13 protein-coding genes are annotated in these 15,664 nt (G+C 28.1%); 12 read left to right on the top strand and 1 reads right to left on the bottom strand.

Annotated elements, in window-relative coordinates:
* The first annotated feature begins 1 nt into the window (after position 1).
* The 6 genes from ACFOWD_RS07405 (at position 2) to ACFOWD_RS07380 (ending at position 9,007) form a co-directional block, all read left to right on the top strand.
* Entirely contained in the window at positions 2-1,198 is a 1,197-nt protein-coding gene (locus ACFOWD_RS07405) for a DUF4249 domain-containing protein (RefSeq protein ID WP_377409364.1), read from the top strand.
* Entirely contained in the window at positions 1,186-2,880 is a 1,695-nt protein-coding gene (locus tag ACFOWD_RS07400) for a hypothetical protein (protein ID WP_377409362.1), read from the top strand. The genes ACFOWD_RS07405 and ACFOWD_RS07400 overlap by 13 nt, the downstream gene beginning before the upstream one ends.
* Positions 2,881-2,915: 35 nt before the next feature.
* The gene (locus ACFOWD_RS07395; RefSeq protein WP_377409360.1) at positions 2,916-3,509 is read left to right on the top strand and encodes an acyl carrier protein phosphodiesterase; all 594 of its coding nucleotides are present in this window, start codon (positions 2,916-2,918) and stop codon (positions 3,507-3,509) included.
* A gap of 1 nt (position 3,510) precedes the next feature.
* The gene (ggt, locus tag ACFOWD_RS07390; RefSeq protein WP_377409358.1) at positions 3,511-5,193 is read left to right on the top strand and encodes a gamma-glutamyltransferase; all 1,683 of its coding nucleotides are present in this window, start codon (positions 3,511-3,513) and stop codon (positions 5,191-5,193) included.
* A gap of 88 nt (positions 5,194-5,281) precedes the next feature.
* Positions 5,282-5,698 carry a VOC family protein gene (locus ACFOWD_RS07385; RefSeq protein WP_377409356.1) on the top strand — a complete coding sequence of 139 codons (417 nt, stop codon included), beginning with the start codon at positions 5,282-5,284 and terminating at the stop codon, positions 5,696-5,698.
* Positions 5,699-5,761: 63 nt separating this feature from the next.
* Complete coding sequence (locus ACFOWD_RS07380; protein ID WP_377409354.1) at positions 5,762-9,007, top strand: S41 family peptidase; 3,246 nt, start codon at positions 5,762-5,764, stop codon at positions 9,005-9,007.
* A 36-nt stretch (positions 9,008-9,043) separates the two neighbouring features.
* Here ACFOWD_RS07380 and pdxR read toward each other — a convergent pair whose 3' ends face one another.
* Positions 9,044-10,525, bottom strand: a complete 1,482-nt coding sequence (gene pdxR / locus ACFOWD_RS07375) for a MocR-like pyridoxine biosynthesis transcription factor PdxR (protein WP_377409352.1) — start codon at positions 10,523-10,525, stop codon at positions 9,044-9,046.
* 82 nt (positions 10,526-10,607) lie between these two features.
* Between pdxR and ACFOWD_RS07370 the strand changes: the two genes are divergently transcribed.
* Genes ACFOWD_RS07370 through ACFOWD_RS07345 form a run of 6 tightly spaced genes read left to right on the top strand, consistent with a single transcriptional unit; the run spans position 10,608 to position 15,647 of the window.
* Positions 10,608-10,898, top strand: coding sequence for a DUF1272 domain-containing protein (locus ACFOWD_RS07370; protein WP_377409350.1), 291 nt, complete (start codon positions 10,608-10,610; stop codon positions 10,896-10,898).
* A 2-nt stretch (positions 10,899-10,900) separates the two neighbouring features.
* On the top strand, positions 10,901-11,422 hold the full coding sequence (locus ACFOWD_RS07365) for a GNAT family N-acetyltransferase (protein ID WP_377409348.1): 522 nt from the start codon (positions 10,901-10,903) through the stop codon (positions 11,420-11,422).
* Positions 11,419-12,078, top strand: a complete 660-nt coding sequence (locus tag ACFOWD_RS07360) for a pyridoxamine 5'-phosphate oxidase family protein (RefSeq protein ID WP_377409346.1) — start codon at positions 11,419-11,421, stop codon at positions 12,076-12,078. The genes ACFOWD_RS07365 and ACFOWD_RS07360 overlap by 4 nt, the downstream gene beginning before the upstream one ends.
* Before the next feature lie 50 nt (positions 12,079-12,128).
* Positions 12,129-13,385, top strand: a complete 1,257-nt coding sequence (locus ACFOWD_RS07355; RefSeq protein WP_377409344.1) for a hypothetical protein — start codon at positions 12,129-12,131, stop codon at positions 13,383-13,385.
* A complete protein-coding gene (locus ACFOWD_RS07350; RefSeq protein ID WP_377409342.1) occupies positions 13,385-14,467 on the top strand; it encodes an AI-2E family transporter in 1,083 nt (360 codons plus the stop codon). The genes ACFOWD_RS07355 and ACFOWD_RS07350 overlap by 1 nt, the downstream gene beginning before the upstream one ends.
* Positions 14,468-14,471: 4 nt before the next feature.
* Positions 14,472-15,647, top strand: a complete 1,176-nt coding sequence (locus ACFOWD_RS07345; RefSeq protein WP_377409340.1) for a class I SAM-dependent methyltransferase — start codon at positions 14,472-14,474, stop codon at positions 15,645-15,647.
* The last annotated feature ends 17 nt before the right edge of the window (positions 15,648-15,664 follow it).

Here is a 15,664-nt window from a genome sequence, read left to right as displayed (position 1 = left end):
AATGATGAAATTACTAAAAAAACATCTTATAAAATTTCTGTTTTTAGTTACCTTTTTGGGTTGTGTAGAACCTATTGCTATAGAAACTATTAGCTATGATAACTTTTTAGTAGTAGAAGCTACCATTACAAATGAATTAAAAAAACATACTGTAAAGCTTTCTAGAACTTTTGAAATAGATAAAACTGATTTTAATGCAGAAACAGGTGCACAAATTATAGTATCTGATAATCAAAACAATACGTATTCTTTTTCTGAAACCTTACCAGGAACTTATGTATCTGACTTAAATTTTAAAGCAATCCCAAATCTAGAATATACTTTAAAAATTGCAACAAACAAAGGTAAAGTATATACATCTAAACAACAACTTACAGTAAACTCAACTATTGAAGAATTAACCACTAAAGTAGAAACTTCTACAAAAGGAGATCAAGGAGTTTCAATTATAGTACATAGTTTTAATCCTAATAATAATTCTAATTATTATAGATATACTTTTGAAGAAACCTATAAAATATCTCCGCCTTTTTGGTCTGATAGTGAATTAAGAGTTGTTTCAGATACAAGGCCTTATGAGGTTGAAGTTGTACAAAGAACTGTAGACAATGAAAATTGCTATAAAACACTTTTTTCAAACCAAATATTAATTACCGAAACAAAATCACTTTCAGAAGATAGAGTTAACTTTCCTATTCGTTTTATATTAAATTCAGATTTTATAATCTCTAAAAGATATAGCATTTTAGTAAAACAACATGTACTTACTGCAGCATCTTATAATTATTACGAAACTTTAAAAAAACTTTCTGGTTCAGATAATGTTTTTGCACAAGTACAACCTGGTTTTATAAATGGTAATATTACTTCAGATACAGATGTAAATGAAAAAGTAATTGGTTTTTTTGATGTAGTTTCTGTAGCTGAAAAAAGATTGTTTTTTAATTATGAAGATGTTTTTCCAAATCAAACTTCATATTTTCCATCTACTTGTGATTTTGTAGCTCCAATTTTATCAGATCCTTTTTCAGGTGAATCTCCTTTAATTGATTTAATAAAAGACAATACCCACACTTATTATAAAGAAAACGATACTGGACAAAGCCACTTAGAAGGCAGGTATTTATTAGTTCCTAAAATATGTGGAGATTGTACAGTTTTAGGCTCTAACATAAAACCCTCATTTTGGATAGATTAATAGTTATTATGAGTAAAAAAATATTTTATATCTGTATTATTTTATTGTATTCATCAACTATTATTAGTCAGAATACCATTGAATATCAAAAAGAAAAACTACCTCAAGAACATCTATTTTTACATGTTAATGGAAATTTATTTTTAACAGGCGAATCTCTTTATTATACTATTTATTGTTTAGATGCTAAAAAAAACACACCTTCTTTATTAAGTAAAATTGCTTATGTAGAGTTAATAAACAGTGATCAAAAAAGTATTTCTAAACAAAAAATTAACTTGAAAAAAGGAATAGGTTTTAGTGATTTATTTTTATCATCATCTATAAAAACAGGCACATATAAATTGATTTCATACACTCAATGGATGAGAAATGAGCAACGCTTTTTTGAAGAAAATATTTATGTTGTAAATCCATTTGCTGATAAATTAGAACACGTAAAAACTTTAGATTCTATAAATACTAAAAAAGCTTACACCTTTAAAAACACTCAATTTTTAAAGCCAAAAACAGATAAAAACACATATTCTAAAAGAGAAAAAATAAAACTATTTTTTAATACAGAAAACATTGAAAACATTTCTATTTCAGTAAAAAAGACAAATGAAATAGAACTACCAACAACACCAAAAACTAGCTTTTTAGAGGCTAATTCAATAAAAAACAATAAAATCTCTAAAACATTTTATATTCCTGAATTTAGAGGGGAGTTAATTCAGGGTAAAATTAGTTCTTCAAATAATTTAGAAGTTGGTAACAAAAATATTGCTATATCTTTTGGTGGTGAAAACTCTTTAACAAAAATAGTCACAACAAATAAAAATGGTATTTTCTACTTTTCTATTGACAAACCTTACTCTGCTAATGAAGTTGTTGTAGAGGTTTTAGATAATAACCAATATACCATTTCTTTAAATGAAGATAAAGGTTTACATATAACTTTCTCTAATTTTGATAAATTAGAACTAACTGAAGCATTAAGAATTTACATAAAAGAACAAAGCAAATACATACAAATAGAAAATGCATATAACTCTGTAAAACAGTCTAGCTATTCTAAAGAAAATAAAAATAAGCCTGTTTTTTACGACAATTCTAATACCACCACTTATGTTTTAGATGATTTTAAAAGGTTTAAAACAATTAAAGAAGTTGCTGTAGAAATTTTAAAAGATGTTTGGATTGTAAATGAAAATAACGAACAACGCTTTCGATTAAGAGATGTAGATTTAGTATCAGAAAAAAATTTAGAAACGCTACTTATTGTTGACGGTTTTATAATAAATAATCATTCAGATTTTATTAGCTTTGATGCCTTAAAGATTAAAACCATAAAAGTAATTCAAGAAAAATACTTTTTTGGAAATAAGCTTTATCAAGGAATTATAGATATCAAAACATTTGATAAAAATTACCAAAACAAATCAAAAAAATCTCAAAAGTTTTCACTTCTAAAACCAGAGCAAGAAAAAAATTATTATCACCCAAATTATGAAGTTTTAAAAAATAAAAATATTCCTGACTTTAGAACTCAACTACTTTGGTTGCCAAAAATTAATAAGAGTACTAAAGAAATATTCTTTTATTCTTCTGATATCGTTGGAAAATTTAAAGTAGAAATTCAAGGGTATACAAAAAGCGGACAACCCATTTTTGAAGAACACTTTTTTACAGTAAAATAAAATATTCTTGGCTTCTTTTTTATTACTTTTAGCCAATGAATTTTCTTGCACATTTGTATCTATCTCAAAATAACACCAATATTATGATTGGTAATTTTATTGCAGATCATGTAAGAGGAAATCATTTTGGGCACTATCCAAAAGAAATTCAGCTAGGCATAATACTTCATAGAGAAATTGACACCTTTACAGACACTCATGAAATTGTAAGAAAAAGTAAACGAAGACTTCATGAACGTTACAGACATTATGATGGTGTTATTATTGATATTTTTTACGATTATTTTTTAGCTAAAAACTGGGCAAATTACTCTGCTATTCCATTAAGTATCTATGCAAATGCTATAAATCAATTATTTGAAAAAAAATCTAGTGAATTACCTGTAAAATCTCAAAACTTTATTAAATACATGATAGACTATAATATTTTATATAATTATCAATTTAAAGAAGGAATTCAAAAAGTTTTAAATGGGATGAACCATAGAACAAAAGGGAAATCTCAAATGAATTTAGCCTTAGAAGATTTAAATAGTTTAGAAAAAGAATTAGAAGAAGATTTTACATTGTTTTTTAAAGATTTAATACTATTTGCAAAAGAAAAATTAAACCATTTACTTCATCAATAAAATGCTCAAAAAATTCATAATTATTCTAATCACATCTATTCTTTTTATAGGTTGTAAAGAATCAAAAGTAAAAGGCTTAATCACTGAAAAAGCAATGGTTGTTTCAGCCAAAAAAGAAGCTTCAAAAGTAGGATCAGACATATTACAAAAAGGCGGTAATGCATATGATGCAATGATTGCAACTCATTTTGCTTTGGCTGTAGTATATCCTGTTGCTGGTAATATTGGTGGAGGTGGTTTTATGGTTTACAGAGATAAAAATGGTAAAAAAGGAGCATTAGATTTTAGAGAAAAAGCACCAATTACTGCTTATAAAGACATGTATCTAGACTCATTAGGTAATGTTATTAAAAACAAAAGTGTTTTAGGTGCTCATGCAGTTGGTATACCTGGTTCTGTTGCAGGTGTTTTTGAGGTGTATAAAAAGTTTGGAAGCCTACCTTTTAAAGAATTGATTCAACCAGCAATAGATTTAGCTAAAAACGGATTTACTATAACCCGAAAACAAGCAGATGATTTAAATAATGCTACTGATAGATTTAGAAAAGTAAATAATTATAAAACCATTTTTGATAAAGAATGGAAAGCTGGTGATCTTTTAATTCAAAACGAATTAGCTAAAACTTTAGAACGTATAAGAGATTTTGGTAAAGATGGTTTTTACAAAGGAAAAACTGCTGATTTTTTAGTGAATTATATTTCAGAATTAGGTGGTATAATAACTCATGAAGATTTAGAGAAATATGTAGCAATTTGGAGAAAACCCATTGAGTTTTCATATAAAGATTATCAAATTACTTCTATGACTTTACCTGCCAGTGGTGGAATTTGTTTAGCTCAGATTTTAAAATCTATAGAACCTTTTGATATCTCTAAAATCGAACATAATTCTACGAAATACATCCAATTACTTACAGAAGCAGAAAAACGTTCTTATGCAGATAGAGCACATTATTTAGGTGATATTGATTTTATTAATGTACCTATTGACAGTTTAACTGCTACAAGTTACATCAACAAAAGAATGGAAACTTTTTCTTGGGATAAAGCTACACCATCATCAGAAATTTCACATGGTAAAATCTTAGGTTACGAAAGTGATGAAACTACCCACTACTCTATTGTAGACCAATTTGGAAATGCAGTTTCTGTAACCACTACTTTAAATACAGGATATGGATCTAAGGTTTTAGTAAAAGGTGCAGGTTTTTTCTTAAATAATGAAATGGATGATTTTTCTAGTAAACCAGGCACACCAAACGTTTATGGTTTAGTTGGCTCTAAAGCCAATTCAATAGTACCAGAAAAAAGAATGTTAAGTTCTATGACACCCACAATTGTAGAAAAAGATGGTAAATTATTTATGGTAGTTGGTACTCCTGGAGGTTCTACCATAATCACATCAGTCTTACAAAATATTATAAACGTAGTAGATTATAATATGGGCATGCAAGAAGCTGTAAATCAGCCTCGTTTTCATCATCAATGGTTACCAGATGTAATTAGAATGGAACCCCATAGTTTTTCTGATGCTACTAAAAAAGAATTAGAACATTTAGGATATTCTATTTTAGAAAGAAACTCTTTAATTATAGGTAGAGTTGATGCCATTTTAGTATTACCAGATGGAAAATTAGAAGGTGGTGCAGACCCAAGAGGAGATGATACTGCTGTAGGATTTTAATTAAAGAACAAATATATTTAACTAATAATTTCTTTTATAAATTTCAACTAACAACTAACAACTAACAACTAACAACTAACAACTAACAATGATACAGCCATTCCATTTAGCCATTCCAGTTCAAAACTTAGAAAAGTGTAGAACCTTTTATAGAGATATTTTAGGATGTGAAGAAGGTAGAAGTGATACACATTGGGTAGACTTTAATTTCTTTGGTCATCAATTAGTAATCCATCAAAAAGAAGATTTTAAAGCAGATAGAATTTCGAATCCTGTAGATGGTCATGATGTTCCTGTACCACATTTTGGCGTTGTTTTAACTTGGGAAGATTGGCATACTTTAGCAGACAAACTAAATGCTGTAAACACAAAATTTATAATTGAACCCTGTATTCGTTTTAAAGGGAAAGTTGGTGAACAAGCCACAATGTTTTTTAACGATCCAGAAAATAATGCTTTAGAGTTTAAAGCTTTTAAAGACATGAGTCAATTATTTGCTAAGTAAAATCTTCTTTTACATTTAAGTTGATTTTCTTTACCTTTAAAGAATAAATCAAACTTATTTTACATGAAAAAATTAGTCATATTATTTTCATTAATCTTAACCTATAACAGTTTTTCTCAAGGTACAAGATTATTAAGACAACCAACTTTATCAGATAATCAAGTAGTTTTTGTACATGCTGCAGATCTATGGAAAGCTCCACTAACAGGTGGTAATGCTGTTAGACTTACTAGTGATGAAGGTTACGAATCTAGCCCTCATTTTTCTAAAGACGGAAAATGGATAGCATTTACAGCTCAATATGATGGAAATACAGATGTGTATTTGGTAAGTATTGAAGGTGGTGAACCTAAAAGACTAACCTATCATTCAGCTACAGATATTGTACAAGGTTGGACACCAGATGGAAAAATCTTATTTCGTTCTAATAGAGAAGGTAAACCTACACAAACTAATAAATTTTATACAGTTTCTGTAACTGGTGGTATGCCAGAAGCTTTTGATATTCCAAGAGCTGCTTTTGGTGAAATTTCTAATGATAATAAATACATTGCCTATACACCTATTACAAGTTGGGATGCAGAATGGAGAAATTATAGAGGAGGTCAAGCAATGCCTATTTGGATTGTTAATTTAAAGACTAAAGAATTAATTAAAACTCCACAATTAGATGGAGAAAGACATGTAAATCCTGTTTGGTATAAAGGTGATGTGTATTATATTTCAGAAAGAGATTATACTGCAAATATTTGGTCTTATAACTTAAAAACAAACAAAGAAACGCAAATTACTTTTCACAAAAAGTTTGATGTAAAAAACATAGATGCTAATAAAAATGGAATTGTTTATGAGCAAGGTGGTTTTTTACACATGTTAAATCCAGCAACTAAACAAACCAAACAAATTGTTATTCATGTAAAAGGCGATTTAAATTATTCTAGAACAAGATGGATGAATGTTTCTGGTAGAAATTTAACCAATCCTAATGTTTCACCTAAAGGCAAAAGAGCCATTTTTGAATATAGAGGAGAAATTTTTACAGTACCAAAAGAAAACGGAACTTGGCGAAATTTAACTAATTCTTCTGGAGTTGCAGATCGTTCTCCTATTTGGTCTCCAAAAGGAGATCAAGTTGCTTGGTTTTCTGATAAAAATGGAGAGTATGAATTGGTTTTAGCAAATCAAAATGGAGATAATCAACAATATATAAAACTACCAAATCCTACTTTTTATTTTCAACCAGATTGGTCTTCAGATGGTAAATACATTGCCTATACTGATACTAATTTTGTTATTTGGATGATTAATTTAGAGACAAAAGAAATTACAAAAGTAGATGCAGATACATTTGCTCATCCAAATAGAACAATGAATCCTAAGTTTTCTCCTGATAGTGATTGGATAGCTTATGCAAAACAAAATGATAATAGTTATAAATCTGTTTATGCCTATCAAATAAGTACTAAAAAAATTATTCAAATAACAGATTATATAGCAGATGCTATAACTCCTGTTTGGGATGCTTCAGGAAAATACATTTATACTTTAGCAAGTACAGATTATGGTTTACAAACAGGTTGGTTAGACATGAGTTCTTACGACCCAAGTGTAACAAGAACCTTATATACAGTGGTTTTGTCTTCTAAAGATAAAGCTCCAAATCTTCCTAAAACAGACGAAGAATCTTTACCAAAAGAAAATACAGCCGATAAAAATAAAAAAGAGTCTCACAAAAAAGAAGCATCAAATAAAACTATAATTGATGAAAATGGTTTGTTTGATAGAGCTGTAGCTTTAAAATTACCTGCAAGAAATTATGTTGGTTTATTAAAAGGACCAAAAAACAAAGTCTTTATTGCAGAATCTGTTCCAAATAGTAGAGGATTAACCTTACACAGCTATGATGTTACTAAAGAAAAAGCAAATGTATTTGCAAATGGTGTTTCATCTATGACAGCATCAGATGATAGAAAATCTATTTTAATCTCTAAAGGAGGCAGTTGGAGCTTAAACAATACAAAAGCACCCAAAGCTGGAAAAGTAACATTAAAAACAAATCTTAAAATTAAAGTAGACCCTAAAGCAGAAGCACATCAAATTTTTAAAGAAGGATGGCGTTTTATGCGTGACTTTCTTTACGTAGATAATGTTCATGGTGCTCCTTGGGATGATATTTACGAGTGGTATTCTCCTTGGATAAACGATGTAAAGCATAGAACAGATTTAAATTATGTTGTAGATATTATGAGTGGAGAAGTTGCTATTGGACATTCTTATGTTTCTGGAGGTGATTTCCCTAATTTAAATAGAGTTGGTGTTGGACTACTAGGTGCAGATTTAGAGGTACATAAAGGGTATTATCGTTTCACAAAAATATATAAAGGAGAACGTTGGAATCCTAACATTTTTGCTCCTTTAGGTTTACCAGGAATTCATGTAAATAAAGGAGACTACTTATTAGAAATTAATGGAGTAACATTAACTTCGGAAATAAATCCGTATCAATTATTAGAACAAACTGCTGGTAGAGAGATTTTTATAAAAGTTAATGATAAACCATCAGAAAATGGAGCTAGAACCATACTAATAACACCTACTTCTAGTGAAAGAGGTTTACGAAGTATAGATTGGGTAGAAAGTAATCGTAGAAAAGTAGACGAATTATCTAATGGAAAATTAGCATATGTATATGTACCAAACACAAGTAATCCTGGTTTTACATCTTTTAATAGATACTATTTTTCTCAACAAGATAAAAAAGGTGTTGTTATAGATGAAAGAAATAATGGTGGTGGTTCTGCTGCAGATTATATGATAGACATTATGTCTAGAGAAGTCATTGGTTATTTTAATAGTAAAAGTGAAAGTAAAAAACCTTGGACTACACCAATGGCTGGTATTTGGGGGCCAAAAGTGATGATTATTAATGAAAGAGCTGGTTCAGGTGGAGATTTATTACCCTATATGTTTAAAGAAAAGAATTTAGGCCCTTTAGTAGGTACTAAAACTTGGGGAGGATTAGTTGGTACTTGGGACACTCCAAGATTTATAGATGGTGGAAGAATGGTTGCTCCAAGAGGTGGTTTCTATGATGTTAATGGAAAATGGGCTGTTGAAGGTGAAGGTGTGGCTCCAGATATAGAAGTGCATCAAACACCAAAAGAAGTTTTACAAGGTAAAGACCCACAATTAGAAAAAGCAGTAGCTGAGGCTTTGCGTTTACTTAAAACACAAGAATTTTTTCCAAAACCAGAACCTAAAGCCCCTATTCGTTCTAAAAGACCTAAAGGTTATAAAAATGATAAATAAACTTTTAAATAAAAAATCCTGCAAAAGCAGGATTTTTTATTTAACTATTAATTGATTAATAGTGTTTTTTAATCTAAAAATAAGTTCTTTAATTTCTTCTTCGTTAAATTTAGCAAAACCAACTCTTATTGCGTTATGTTTATTCTTTGCTAAATCATAACGTTGCCACTCACCTATTTCTAACTTTTGTTTTTTTGCTAATTCTGCAATTCTACTCCATGAATACTTTTTATCGAGTGTAAGCCAAACAGCCATTCCTCCAATAGGGACTTCGAAAGAAAAAATAGTAGGAAAATGTTTTTTTAAAAGACTACAAAATAAATCTCTTCTTGCTTTATAAATCTTCATCACCTTTTTAATATGTCTATCTAAATCTCCAGATTTAATAAACTCTTCAAAAGTAATTTCTAATAATGCATCTCCTTGCCTATCTATATATCTTCTTAAGTTTGCGGCTGTATTAACAAAAGATTTAGGAGCTATTAAGTAACCAATTCTAAAAACAGGAGCCACAGTTTTACAAACAGAACCAATATAAATAACATTTCCATTTGTATCATGGCTAGCTAAAGGTAAAATTGGGGAATGATTGTAATTAAAATCAAAATCGTAATCATCTTCAATTATGGCGAAATTATAAGTCTTAGCAAGATTTAATAAATGGATTCTTCTTTCTGCAGATAAGGTAACTGTTGTTGGGTGATGATGATGTGAAGTTACATATACAGCTTTTACAGTATTTGTTTTACAAATATTTTCAATTTGGTGAGTTTGTAATCCATTTTCATCTACAGTTACTCTTTTTAAATTGGCTTTTTCATTTAAAAAAGTTATATCAGCAGAAATATAATTTGTGTCACCTACTATAATGATATCATTTTCTTTTAATAATAATTTAGCAGATAAATGAATTCCCATTTGGCTACCTCTAGTAATTAATAGTTGATCTACATTTACATTTAAACCACGAGTATTATTTAAATAATTTACTAATGTTTTTCTAAGTTTTAAATTACCTAATGTAGTGCCATAAGACATGCCTTTATAAATATATTTTCTATTGCAAATTCTTCTATAGATTCTTGCTAAATCTTTTATAGGTGTTAGTCTTACATCAGAAACTCCATCATCTAAATACATAAAATTTTGTTGTAAAGCATTGGTTTTTCTTTCTAAAATATCATTTTTATAAAATGAAAACCCTACATAATCTTTTTTTAAAAAATGATTTTGATTTCTGTAATCTTGTAATTGTAATTCTGGCAAATTTGCATTTACAAATGTTCCTTTTTTAGGTATACTTTCTACCCAACCTTGTAACAATAACTCTTCATAACAAGCTACAACTGTTTTTCTATGTACTTTTAAAACTGCTGCTAAACTTCTGCTGCTTGGTAACTTTGTATTAGGTAATAATTTTCTTGTTTTTATAAGCTCTATAAATTGATTTGCTAATTGTAAATACAAAGCTTGATGTAGAGACCTATCAATATTAAAGGTAGATATAAATGGAAACATAAAAACTGGACTATTATTTATTTTTATTCTGGACGATTACAATAGTCCATAAAAATACTAATTTTGATTTAAAATGATGCAAATGTTAGAATTAAGACCAAATTGCGAACACTGTAATAAAGATTTACCCAATACCTCAACTGAAGCAATGATCTGTTCTTTTGAGTGCACATACTGCAGAACTTGTGCTTTAGAAATATTTGATGACGTTTGCCCAAGTTGTAATGGAAATTTTACAGAAAGACCAATTAGACCAAAAGAAATGATTAAGAAATATCCAGCATCTAAAAAAAGAATTTATGAACCAAAAGATTTAGTAAAAAATAACTTAATTTCTAAATTATTCAAAAATATTAACCCTTTAGAAAGATAGGCATGATTGAAATTCTTAAGGCTAACAGAACTCATGTTCATACCATTATAAATTTAGGTAAAACTACATTTATAGAATCTCACAGTATATATATTAAAAATAAAAAAGACGTTGAAGACTATTGTAATAATGCTTTTAATGAAGAAAAAATAAAACAAGATTTAAGTGATAAAAACATCCTGTTTTTAATCATTTATTATAAAAAGCAAGCTGTAGGATTTGCAAAAATAGAACTCAACAAAACTACAAATAGTATTCAAGAAAAGAATGTTTGTAAACTAGATAAAATTTATATTCTCAATGATTTTATTGGTAAAAAACTTGGTAAAAAATTACATGATACAATTATAGAATACGTTAAAAAAATGAAATTCAATTGTATATGGTTGGTAACTTATATTTATAATTACAATGCCATTTCTTTTTATCAAGCAAATCAATATAAAAAAATTGGGTTTTACGACTTTGTAGTTGCTGGCAAATCCTATAAAAACCATATCATGTGTAAAAATTTAATTGAATGAAAACCTACCCTCAATCAAAAACAAACAGAGTAAAGAGAGGCCAAAATAGAGCTTCTTACAATGTAGAGACCATTAATAACATTTTAGATGCAGGGTTTTTATGCAATGTTGGGTATATCTATGATAATTATCCAATATCTATTCCAATGGCTTATGCCAGAAAAGAAGACAAAGTGTATATTCATGGCTCAACAGGAAATAGAATGTTACAGGGCATTCTGCAAAGTGATAAAACATCTATTTCTGTGAATCATTTAGACGGATTAGTTTTAGCAAGATCTGGGTTACATCATTCAGTTAATTATAGATCTGCAACACTTTTTGGCACTGTTATAGAAATAAAAAATGATGTTGATAAAACAGAAATATTAAAGCTAATTGTAAATCAAATGATGCCTAATCATTGGCAATCTTTAAGACCTATGCTACAAAAAGAATTAGATAGAACTTTAGTGGTTGAATTTACTATTGATACAGCTTCAGCAAAAATTAGAGCAGAAGGTGTAAATGATGAACCAGAAGATTACAATTTAGACGTTTGGGCAGGTGTAATCCCTATAAAGCAAGTTGCAGAATACCCAATTGCAGACAAAGGTAAACCAGAGAAAATGGAGGTTCCAAAACATATTTTAGATTATTATAAAGCAAACCAATAGTTTCTTCTTCTAAAAATTAATATTTTAGCTTTTGAATTTAATCGTTTAAAATGAAGAAGTTTTTAAAAGCATTAGGCTTATTAATGGTCTTGGTATTTCTATTTGGAGTTGGTTATTATTTTTTAAATAACGAAAAATTACCTGAAGGCAACAAAGGAAAAGAAGCAGATGCTTTAGCCATTAAAATGTTTAATGCCTTAAACCATGAAGTATTTGAAAATACTGAAGTAATTGAATGGGATTTTAGAGGTACAAATCATTATAAATGGTATAAGCAACAAAATAAAGTAGAGGTTGTATTGGGTGAAGAAAAAATCATTTTAAACTTAAAAAATACTTCAAAAAGTAAAGCTTCATCACCTAAATTAATTCAAAAAGCAATAGATAATTTTAATAACGATTCTTTCTGGTTAGTAGCACCTTATAAAATATTTGATAAAGGCACAGAAAGAGCAATTGTAAAATACGAAGGCAAAGATGCTTTATTAGTTACATACACTTCTGGAGGTTCAACTCCTGGAGATTCTTATTTATGGATTTTAAATGATAAGTTTTTTCCTGTAGCTTATAAAATGTGGACAAGTATTATACCTATTGGAGGTGTTTCTGCAACTTGGTCTGATTGGAAAACTACAGAAGCTGGTTTAAAACTACCAACTAAACATAAACTTTCTTTGTTTGGTTTGGAGCTAGATATGGGTGATGTAAAAGCTTACAATAAAGAAGCCAATAAACTTGCAGATAAAATTTTAGCGGCTATAAAACATGAAGCTTATCAAAAAACAAAATTTATAGAATGGAGTTTTGGTGGAAGAAGAAGTTTTAAGTGGAACAAAAAAGAAAATATTGTAGACGTTTCTTGGGAAGACTTTAGAGTAAATCTTTATCCTCAAGAAATAGATAAAAGCACAGTTTATTTTGAAGGAGAAAAACAAGAAGATACAGACGAAAAAATTGTAAAAAGAGCTTGGGACATTTTTAATAACGATTCTTTTTGGCTTGTTGCTCCTCATAAACTTTATGATAAAGGAGTTATAAGAAATATTGTTGATGTAGAAGGTAAAGATGCTTTAAAAGTAACTTATACAAGTGGAGGCACAACTCCTGGTGATGCTTATGTTTGGATTTTAGATTCAACTTATGTACCAAAAAGCTATAAAATGTATTTAAAAAATGGCAGAATGAATGGTACACCTGCAACTTGGGAAGGTTGGATAACTACAGAAAGTGGCACATTACTGCCAACAAACCATAGTTTTTCTAATGGAGGACAATTGAGTATGGGAGAAGTAAAAGCTTATAATTAATGAACTCAAAAGCAATTGCAAACGGAATTTTAAGAGCGGTTAGCATTTTGCTAGGTGTACTTTTGTTATTATTTTTTTTATATAAAATTCAATCTGTAATTGTTTATATAGTAATCGCAGCAATTTTATCTCTAATTGGTAGACCTTTAATTCTTTTTCTAAGAAAAAGATTAAAAATGCCAAATGTTTTTGCTGTAATAACTACTATGATTCTTATGCTTGGTTTATTAGTAGGTATCATAACATTGTTTATTCCTTTAATAATGGAACAAGGTAAAAGTTTATCGCTTTTACATATAGACAAATTAGAACAAGATTTAGAAGATATTTTTAATGAAATTTATATCTATTTTTCAAGCAAAGGAATAGATTTAATAGACGAATTAAAACATTTAGACATTACATCTCAATTTAAAACAATACCAAGCTTACTAAATACACTTTTAGAAACACTTGGTTCATTTAGTATTGGTTTATTTTCTGTGTTGTTTATCACTTTTTTCTTTATGAAAGATAGTAGATTATTAAAGAATGGCTTATTAACAATAATACCTAGCAATACCGAAAATAGATTTTCTAAATCTTTAGAAACTATAAATGATTTATTATCTAGATATTTTATTGGGTTAATTCTTCAAATCTCAATTCTATTTTTTATTTATACTATTATTTTATTAAGCTTTGGTATTTCTAACCCTGTTGTAATAGCGTTTTTATGTGCCTTATTAAATCTTATACCTTACATAGGTCCATTAATAGGAGCATGTGTTATGTTTATTTTATCTATGACAAGTAATATTGGTTTAGATTTTCAAAGTCAAATATTACCAACATCTATTTGGATTTTATTTTTCTATTCTTTAGCTCAATTGTTAGACAACTTTGTGAGTCAGCCTTTAATATTTTCTAAAACTGCTAAATCTCATCCATTAGAAATATTTTTAGTAATTATAATTGGAGGATTACTTTTTGGAATTCCAGGTATGATTACAGCTGTTCCTTGCTATACCGTTTTAAAAGTAATTTTAAAAGAATTTTTATCTGATAATAAGATTGTAAAATCTCTTACTAAAAATATTTAATCTTTTGAATTTAGCTATTTTAAAGCCTGAAATACAAGAATTTATTTCTAAAAATTTAAAGATAGAAATTACTAAAATTATTTTAAAAGGCAGTCCTTTCGAAGATATTGAGAGCAAGGAATTAGCGAATCAAATACTAGCAAAAAAAAAATCAGAAAAAAAATTACCTACTTGGTTCTCGAGTAAAAACATATACTATCCAAATAAAATTTCTATAGAGCAAACCTCATCAGAAATAACTGCAGCTTTTAAATCTAAATTAGTAACAGGAAAATCAATAATAGATATTACTGGTGGTTTTGGTGTAGATAGTTTTTATTTTTCTAAACAATTTAAAAAAGTAATTCATTGTGAGATAAACTCAGAATTATCAACAATTGTAAAACATAATTATCAACAACTAAATGCGAAAAATATTGAAACCTATGCTATTAACGGTTTTGATTTTTTAAAAGAAACTAATGATACTTTTGATTGTATATATGTAGATCCATCAAGAAGAAGTGATGTAAAAGGAAAAGTTTTTTTATTAAAAGATTGTTTACCATATATTCCTCCAAAAATTGATTTCTTTTTTACTAAAGCAAATCAAATATTAATAAAAGTTTCTCCAATTTTAGATATTACAAATACCATTAATGAATTAAAAAATGTAAAATCTGTACACATTGTTGCTGTGCATAATGAAGTAAAAGAATTGTTGTTTTTATTAGAAAAAAATTATGCAGAAAGTACAAATATCATAGCAGTAAACATTGGTAAATCTAAAACTGATGAATTCAGTTTTGAATATCAAAGTAAAGAAAGTTCAAATTTTTCAGAACCACTCTCCTATTTATATGAACCAAATTCAGCTATATTAAAATCTGGTGGGTTTCATCAAATTTCAAATAAATTTAATGTTTATAAACTAGAAGAGCACTCTCATCTTTACACTTCAGAAAACTTTATAGATTTTCCTGGAAGAGCATTTAAAATAGTTGATATTTTATCTTATGATAAAAAGAAATTAAAAAAACGATTCTCAAAATCTAAAGCAAATATTACCACTAGAAATTTTCCAAAAACAGTAGCCCAAATTAGAAAAGAAATAAATATTAATGATGGGGGTACAGATTATTTATTCTTTACAACTACTGCAAACAAAAACTTAAAAGTGATAATATGTCAAAAATGTTAATAAAAAAATATCATTTT

The sequence above is a fragment of the Polaribacter marinivivus genome (assembly GCF_042651285.1).
GTDB classification, from domain to species: Bacteria; Bacteroidota; Bacteroidia; order Flavobacteriales; family Flavobacteriaceae; genus Polaribacter; species Polaribacter marinivivus.
The sequence above is the reverse complement of the archived record's forward strand: the minus strand, read 5'-3'. Positions and strand labels throughout refer to the sequence as shown.